This is a genomic window from Mycoplasma sp. 327 (assembly GCF_053851655.1).
The window spans coordinates 1-7,320 of the sequence record NZ_JBSQBA010000014.1; the positions used below are offsets into that span (position 1 = coordinate 1).

A 7,320-nucleotide genomic window follows, 5' to 3' on the forward strand; every position below is an offset into this window, starting at 1 on the left:
ATAATTAAACAAATTCAAAATATCGGTGGCTCATTTTTCACGCTAATTAATGAATTAAAATAAAATGCTTAAATAGTTTTTTGTTTATAATTTATATTGTTAAAAAAGGGCAATTACCCAAGCGGCCGAAGGGGACAGTCTCGAAAATTGTTAGGAGTTAATAGCTCGCAAGGGTTCAAATCCCTTATTGCCCGCCATATTATTTTAAAAATGAAATATCCAAAAAAGTAGGCATCTCAAAGGCCTACTTTATTTAATTTTTATACCACTGTTTTTCATTAATTCAAGCGCAAAATCATGATATGTTTTTCTACTATGATTTTCATTTTCAAATGTATCAACAAGTTCTTTATAAATGATAATTTCCTTATCTAAACCCTTAAAATTAAGATATGTTTTCAAGGTAAGGGCAAATTGCAATATGCAAATATCAGTGCAACATCCTAGGATTTCAAATACATCATATTTATAAATTAAGTCAATTAAACCTGATTTAACAAAGGCAAAAAAAGCGTTGGTTGAGTTTTTTTTAATAACATCGGTTACATATGGTTTTAGTTCGTCTACTATTTCAGCTTCTCATGTTTCTTCTAAACAATGTAAAGGGTATGATTTCATTTCTACGTCATTTTCCTTGTGTGAGTCGCAAACAAATAACATTTTTTCATTTTTATTTTTAAATAAATACTTTTCAATCTTTGGGATTAGATTGTTGATATGAATGCTTGCCATTTTTCCTTTGTTACAAAAACCGTTTAGCATATCAATTACAAAAATTATTTTATTCATTATACCCTCTTAATATTAATTTTATAGAATCAATGTATTAAACACTTCTATTAAAAAGACCTTGCTATCGTGAATTATTTTAACATTTTTTAAAAAACAATATAATATTAATTTGGATACATCTTTTGTGGGACATAGAGACATATAAATGTTGGTGTATCTAAAGTTCGAATTTTATTTATTTTTTAATTTATATGAAAGGAAATATATGATGGCCGAAGAACAAATGGTTGTTACTTCTGACACAAAGAAAAAAATAAGTTTCTTTGCAGCAATCATGGTCGTACTTGGTGGTTCGATTGGTGTTGGTATCTTCTTAAGATCTAAAGCAGTTCTAGAATACTCTGCCGGAAATATCGCTCTATCATTAGCGACATGATTAATTGCCGGTTTTGCTGTTGTTACTTTAGCTCTTGCTCTAGTTGAAGTAGCGTCAGGTCGTAATGACAACTTAGGTATGATTGGTTGATCTAAGGCGTTTAACACGCTAGCCATATATAAGGCTAATAAGTTCTTTATGACTTACTTATATCTACCATTTACATACTTCTTTATGCCTTATTATGTAATACTTCAATTCCAAGACGCAGCTTCTGGATTTGGATTAACTCCAAACTTTGGTGGATCACATGCTGCTCCATGAATTTACTTCGTTATTGGACTAGTATTAACAATATGAATGCTATTTTCAGCTGGTTTAAGTGGTCGTGCTGGAAACATTCAAAACTTAATAATAACATCAGTTAAGTTTATCCCATTAGTAGCTATCGTAATTGTTGGATTTATCTTCCTAGGATTACGTGTAAAAGAAGGAAATGCAGATATCTGAACCCCTATTACTAAGGAAACATTATTTAACAAAGATTCTACAAACTTCTTAAAATTAACTCCAGTTCTAGGTATATTTGGATCAATTGCAGGTATCTTCTTTGCATTTGATGGTTTCTATGTTTCTGCTGGTATTCAATCAGAAATGAAGAATCCTGAAAAAACTCCTGCAGCTTTAGTTATTGGTCTATTATCAATGACTGGTATTTACATTGTTATTGCTGCAGCTATGTCACTTGGTGCTAAGTCAGGTGGTTTCTATGACTTTGGTGATTTATTAGCAGGAAAAGGTCATGGTTGAGCATTTGGTCTAATTAATGTATTTATTGCTATTGGTGTTATAGGTATTCTAAATGGATTCTCATTATGAGCAACTCGTTTCGTAGAAGACTTAATTAAAGAAGGGGAAATTTATGTTCCTGCTTCAGTATACAGATATATGAAAAACAGTAAAATGCCAATCGTTGGAACTCTATTCTGTTTATTATTATCTCTACCATTTATGGTTGTATTTACAGCAATTGGATCGTATGCATATATCGACATCACTGGTTATGGAACAGGATACGGATACGACATTGGTACATTATTGTCATTCTCAGACTTAATGGCTAACTGAATGGCTGTATTTGCATTTATGTTTATTGCATTAGCAGTTGTTGGTGCTCTTGAAAACAGAAAGAAAAACTTTATTGCTGTTCAAAAGAACAAACACACAGTATGAGCAGGTATTATTGCTGTTGTTATGGTTATAACAACATTAGTATTCTACATGTTAGATCCATTTGTTTCACTTGGATTGACACTTGCTAAATACTTCACAGCTCAAGGAACTGATAAGGCAAACTTTGTTTCTGACTTAGTTGGATATGGTGCAACATCAGCGTTATTTGTTCTATATATGGTAATTTTCTTTGCTTCAACACCTATTGAAAAACAATTAGCTCTATGAAGAAGAGAAAAATTATCAAAAATTCTTGCTGGTCAATACTGTGAATGTGAAGCGGAATATTACTGCCCATGCAGATTAGAATTAGCTAAAGAAGCAAATGAATTAAATAATTTAGTTATTAATACATTTGAAACAGCTCGTTAATTCCAAAAAAATAAAAACTAGCACTTATTTTAAAGTGCTGGTTTTTATTTTTTTGTATTTTATTAAAACGGATTCATTATTTTTTTTACTCCCCTTAAAAACTATAAAAATAATGTAAAATTTTAAAAATATATCAATAAAATTATTTCCACTGTTTTGTAAAATAAAAAGGTAACTTATGAAAAAAGAAAAGATCGAAAAATACCCAGAAATTAATGATGATATGTTAGATACTAGGATAAAAGAAGGGTTAACTTCAGCTGAAGCTGCTCATCGCCAGGAAACATTTGGTTTAAATGAATTAAAAAAAACAAAGAAAATAAATCCTTTTTTTACATATTTAACTCAATTTAAAGATATCCTTGTAATTATTTTGTTGTTTGCTGCATTGTTATCATATATTTTTGCAATTATTAGCGCATCTAATAGGCAATGAAACTTTAATACAGAATTAGTTGTTGAATTTATTGAACCATCAATTATATTGTTTGTAGTCTTAACAAATTCTCTTGTTGGTGCAATTCAGGAAATAAAAAGTGCAAAGGCTGTTGATGCATTAAGTAAATTAAATCCCTTGCAGGCCAAAGTTATCCGTGATGGTATATTAATTTCAATAGATTCAAAAGATGTTACGATTGGAGATGTTATATTGCTAGAAGCTGGCGATGTGGTGCCTGCTGATGGTTATTTATTATTTTCTTCGAATTTATCGTCAATCGAATCCTCGCTGACGGGCGAAAGTGAACCGGCAATAAAAGATTATAATTTCAAGAGGAATTTAGATTTACCTTTAGCTGATCGTAAATTTATGTTATATTCATCTTCAATTATTGCTAGCGGAACTGGTTATTATGTCGTTAGTGCTATTGGACAACAAACCGAGCTTGGTAAAATTTCATCACTTGTAAGTAATCAAAAAGAGGCTATGAGTCCGCTACAAATTAAAATTAACAAATTAGGAAAAATATTTGGATATGTAGGACTTGGATTATTTTTATGTAGCATGCTAGCACAAATTTTGTTTGCTGTCTCAAGCCCTTCTTTGTATAAGGAAATGACCTTTTGAAGTACAGTTATTGTTAACGGAGTTTCGCTAGCCGTCGCCGCCATTCCTGAAGGTTTAATTGCATTTACTTCAATTATTTTGGCAATAGGAGTTCAAAGAATGGCTAAGAAACAAGCAATTGTCAAGGATTTGATGGCAGTTGAATCTCTTGGCAGCTGTGCAGTTATTTGTTCTGATAAAACAGGTACCTTAACTCAAAATAAAATGACAATTGTTGACATTTTTAGTTCAGATAATAAAAAACTCAGTGATACATCGATGAATGAAAAATATCTAAAAATTATTGAGTACGGTTCACTTTGTTCAGAGGCAAATTTATCACTAGATAATGGAGAATTTAAGGTTGTTGGCGATCCTACAGAGTCATCGTTTTTATATGAATTATATAAGCATTCAAAATTTATGACCAAGGCTAAACTTGAATCACAATACAAGCGTATTCATGTTTGACCATTTGATTCTGATCGTAAATTGATGACTACTATCAATAAGATTGGCGATAAATATATAGTTATCGTTAAAGGTGCACCTGATGTTTTAGTTAATAGAACATTAACAACTATTTATGAAAAAAATAGCATTTTTCATATTAATAATCAATGGTCAAATGAGTCATACCGAGTATTGGCGGTTGCATCTAAAGAAATAAGTAAATCATCTTTAGAGGAATTGCTAGCTAAGAATAATAGTGATCAACTTGATTTTCTAGAGAATAATTTAAATTTTGAAGGTTTAGTTGCTATGATTGATCCTCCTAGAGAAGAGACAAGAGACGCAATTTCAATTTGTCGACAAGCTGGTATCAAACCAGTAATGATTACTGGTGATAATATAAATACAGCTATTTCAATTGCTAAAAAATTAAATATTTTTAATGAAGGAGATTTAGCAATAACTGGTATAGAGTTAGATAAAATTAGCGATCAAGAATTAAGCCAAAATATTGAGAAATACTCAGTTTATGCTCGCGTTAAACCAGAAGATAAACTTAGAATTGTAAATGCTTGACAAAAAAGAAATCAAGTTGTAGCAATGACCGGCGATGGAGTCAATGATGCTCCTGCCTTAAAGGCATCTGATATTGGCTGCGCTATGGGTATTACTGGTACAGAAGCCTCAAAGCAAGCAGCCAATATGATACTAGCTGATGATAATTTTACGACAATTGTTTCAGCAGTAAAAAACGGTCGTTCAATATATCAAAAAATAAAAAATGTAATTCAGAATTTGCTAATTACTTCTGTTGCTGAAATTATATTAGTTTTTCTTGGATTGTTGATATTTAAGGCTGTATTTCATAATTGAGATGTTTTGAAGAATAAAGAAATATATATTTTATCAGCGACACAACTTTTATGAATTAACTTATTTACCCATGGTTTTCCGGCCATCGCTTTAGGACTACAAGATACAAAAGAGGATTATATGAATCGACGTCCTCTTTCAAAATATGAGTCAATATTTGCTAATAAAATGGGTATAAATATTTTATGGCAGGGCATCTTAATAGGTATTATATCAATGATTGGCTATTATTTGGGTGCTTTATGAGCTTATAATCAGGGTCTTGGGCCTGATCAAATAATTAGTGCCGCTTCAACTATTGCCTTTTTAATTCTTGGTATTACGTCAGCTTTTAACTCCGTTAATTTAATGTCTAAAAAACCAATAATTCTTTCAAATCCACTATATTATTGAAAGGTTTATGCATCTGTTATCTTCTCATTGTCATTTTTATTGCTTGTTGCCCTTGTTCAAAAAATAACAATAGCATTTAAGGGATATGAGGATATTTCATCATCACCGACATTGCTTGCTTATGGGCTTGGCCTTCCATTAATTATTATTCCTATTTATTTTGTTCATAAGGTCATATTATTGTTAATTGAAAAAAGAAGAAGTAAAAATAACTCTATTGTGAATTTCGAAATGATATTAACTCCGAAAGAAAGAAAACAAGCTAAAAAATAAGCTTTAATTATCAAAAAATGATATGTACTCAGAATCCTGGACACATATTTATTAACTAGGCAACACAAATGGATGTTTTCCTGTATTTTACAGGAGCCATCCATTTTGTTTTTGCCTGAATTCTTTTATTGTTATAATAATCCATATATTCATCTACAGCTTTTGAAAAAGATTGGAAAGATTCAAAGTCTTTTTCAAAACCATAATACATCTCATTTTTCATTCTGCCAAAGAAAGTCTCCATAATACAATTGTCATAACAGTTTCCCTTTCTAGACATTGATTGAATAATCCCTTTTTCTTTTAATCTGTTTCTATAATAAGCATGTTGATACTGCCACCCTTGATCAGAGTGAAATATTAAGCCTTCTACATTTGAGAACTTATCAAATGCATTGTCCAACATTCTCTTCACCCGTTCTAAGTTTGGATGTAATGCTAAGTTATATGACACAACTTCATTTGTGCATATCTAATATAGGGGACAAGTAACATTTACCCCATGAGAAGTTAAATTGTGATACATCTGTAGTCCATTTCTGCAAAGGCGCAGTTGTACGAAAGTCTCTGTCTATTGCATTATCAACAATCTTTCCAACTTCTCCCATGTAAGAATGATACTTCTCTTTTGGTCACTTTCCTAATAGAGATGCTTTATGCATAAGACGTTGAACTCTTTTATGATTAACCTGATAACCTCTTTTTAAAAGTTCCTGGTGAATACGCCTTACCCCATATCTTCCTTTATGTTCATTAAAGATATCTTTGATTTCATTTAATAATTCTTCGTTTCTTAATTCTACAACATCTACCTTATTTATCTCAAAGTAATAAGTTGATTTTGCCATTCGGGTAGCTTTAAGAAGATGTTTTAATTGATATCCTTTTTCACGGAGTTCTTTGATGAGTGCTGATTTTTCGCCTTGAGTAGTGCAGCTTTCATTTCTTCTCTCAAGGCGATCTCTTTTTTATTACTTCGTTTTCTGCCTTGATATATTCATTTTCTGCTCTTAAACGAATTAATTCTTCGTATTCGGATTCTTCAAGTTTTATGCGATTGTTATAATTAATCTTTTTCATATCTGGATTCCTTGATTTATGCCCTTTCTTTTTATCGATAAGACCATTATATCCATAAATTTCATATTTGCGAACCCATTGATATAGAATTCCTTCACTTATTCCTGCATTAATCGCAACAGAACTAATCAAATTTCCTGCAAGCACTCGAGATACTAACTCATGCTTTTCTTCTGAAGACCAAGCTTTATTTTGTAATTTGTGCTTTAATGCTTCAGGTCCACGTGCATCTTCGATTCTGACCCATTTTCGAACTGTGTTTCTAAATAATTTTTTTGAAAGACCATCAGGCGTGTCTGGGGATATACCTTGTCGATACATTTCAACACACTTTCTTTTAAATTCATAATCATAGCGCATAAAAATAACCCTCCTTACTGGTTTTTATTTGTCCAGTAAAGAGGGTACATATCAAAAGTCATTTTTTTTGCGTACTATATATATAATTATCATATAAGATCCACCCGTAAATAAACTTATGGTTTAAAAT

Annotated in this window: 6 protein-coding genes and 1 tRNA gene; 3 read left to right on the top strand and 4 right to left on the bottom strand. The window is 31.1% G+C overall.

The genetic code is table 4. The features are described from left to right. The first annotated feature begins 107 nt into the window (after positions 1 to 107). Positions 108 to 197: transfer RNA gene (locus tag ACWXVS_RS03095), tRNA-Ser, on the top strand. 52 nt (positions 198 to 249) lie between these two features. Here ACWXVS_RS03095 and ACWXVS_RS03100 read toward each other — a convergent pair. Next, positions 250 to 789: an isochorismatase family cysteine hydrolase gene (locus ACWXVS_RS03100; protein ID WP_455995023.1), complete on the bottom strand. Its 540-nt coding sequence runs from the start codon at positions 787 to 789 to the stop codon at positions 250 to 252. A gap of 208 nt (positions 790 to 997) precedes the next feature. Here ACWXVS_RS03100 and ACWXVS_RS03105 point away from each other — a divergent pair, with 208 nt between their 5' ends. Both ACWXVS_RS03105 and ACWXVS_RS03110 read left to right on the top strand, forming a co-directional pair. Then, entirely contained in the window at positions 998 to 2,713 is a 1,716-nt protein-coding gene (locus tag ACWXVS_RS03105; RefSeq protein ID WP_438340370.1) for an amino acid permease, read from the top strand. A gap of 178 nt (positions 2,714 to 2,891) precedes the next feature. Beyond that, on the top strand, positions 2,892 to 5,750 hold the full coding sequence (locus ACWXVS_RS03110) for a cation-translocating P-type ATPase (RefSeq protein WP_455995026.1): 2,859 nt from the start codon (positions 2,892 to 2,894) through the stop codon (positions 5,748 to 5,750). 55 nt (positions 5,751 to 5,805) lie between these two features. Here ACWXVS_RS03110 and ACWXVS_RS03115 read toward each other — a convergent pair whose 3' ends face one another. From ACWXVS_RS03115 to ACWXVS_RS03125, 3 genes are read right to left on the bottom strand one after another with little or no spacing between them, the layout of a single operon-like run. Further along, positions 5,806 to 6,204, bottom strand: coding sequence for a transposase (locus ACWXVS_RS03115; RefSeq protein ID WP_455995029.1), 399 nt, complete (start codon positions 6,202 to 6,204; stop codon positions 5,806 to 5,808). Then, complete coding sequence (locus ACWXVS_RS03120) at positions 6,194 to 6,598, bottom strand: IS3 family transposase (protein ID WP_455995032.1); 405 nt, start codon at positions 6,596 to 6,598, stop codon at positions 6,194 to 6,196. The genes ACWXVS_RS03115 and ACWXVS_RS03120 overlap by 11 nt, the downstream gene beginning before the upstream one ends. 10 nt (positions 6,599 to 6,608) lie before the next feature. Beyond that, positions 6,609 to 7,190 (bottom strand): transposase, encoded by a 582-nt coding sequence (locus ACWXVS_RS03125; RefSeq protein ID WP_455995035.1) that lies wholly within the window; start codon positions 7,188 to 7,190, stop codon positions 6,609 to 6,611. Positions 7,191 to 7,320: the final 130 nt, after the last annotated feature.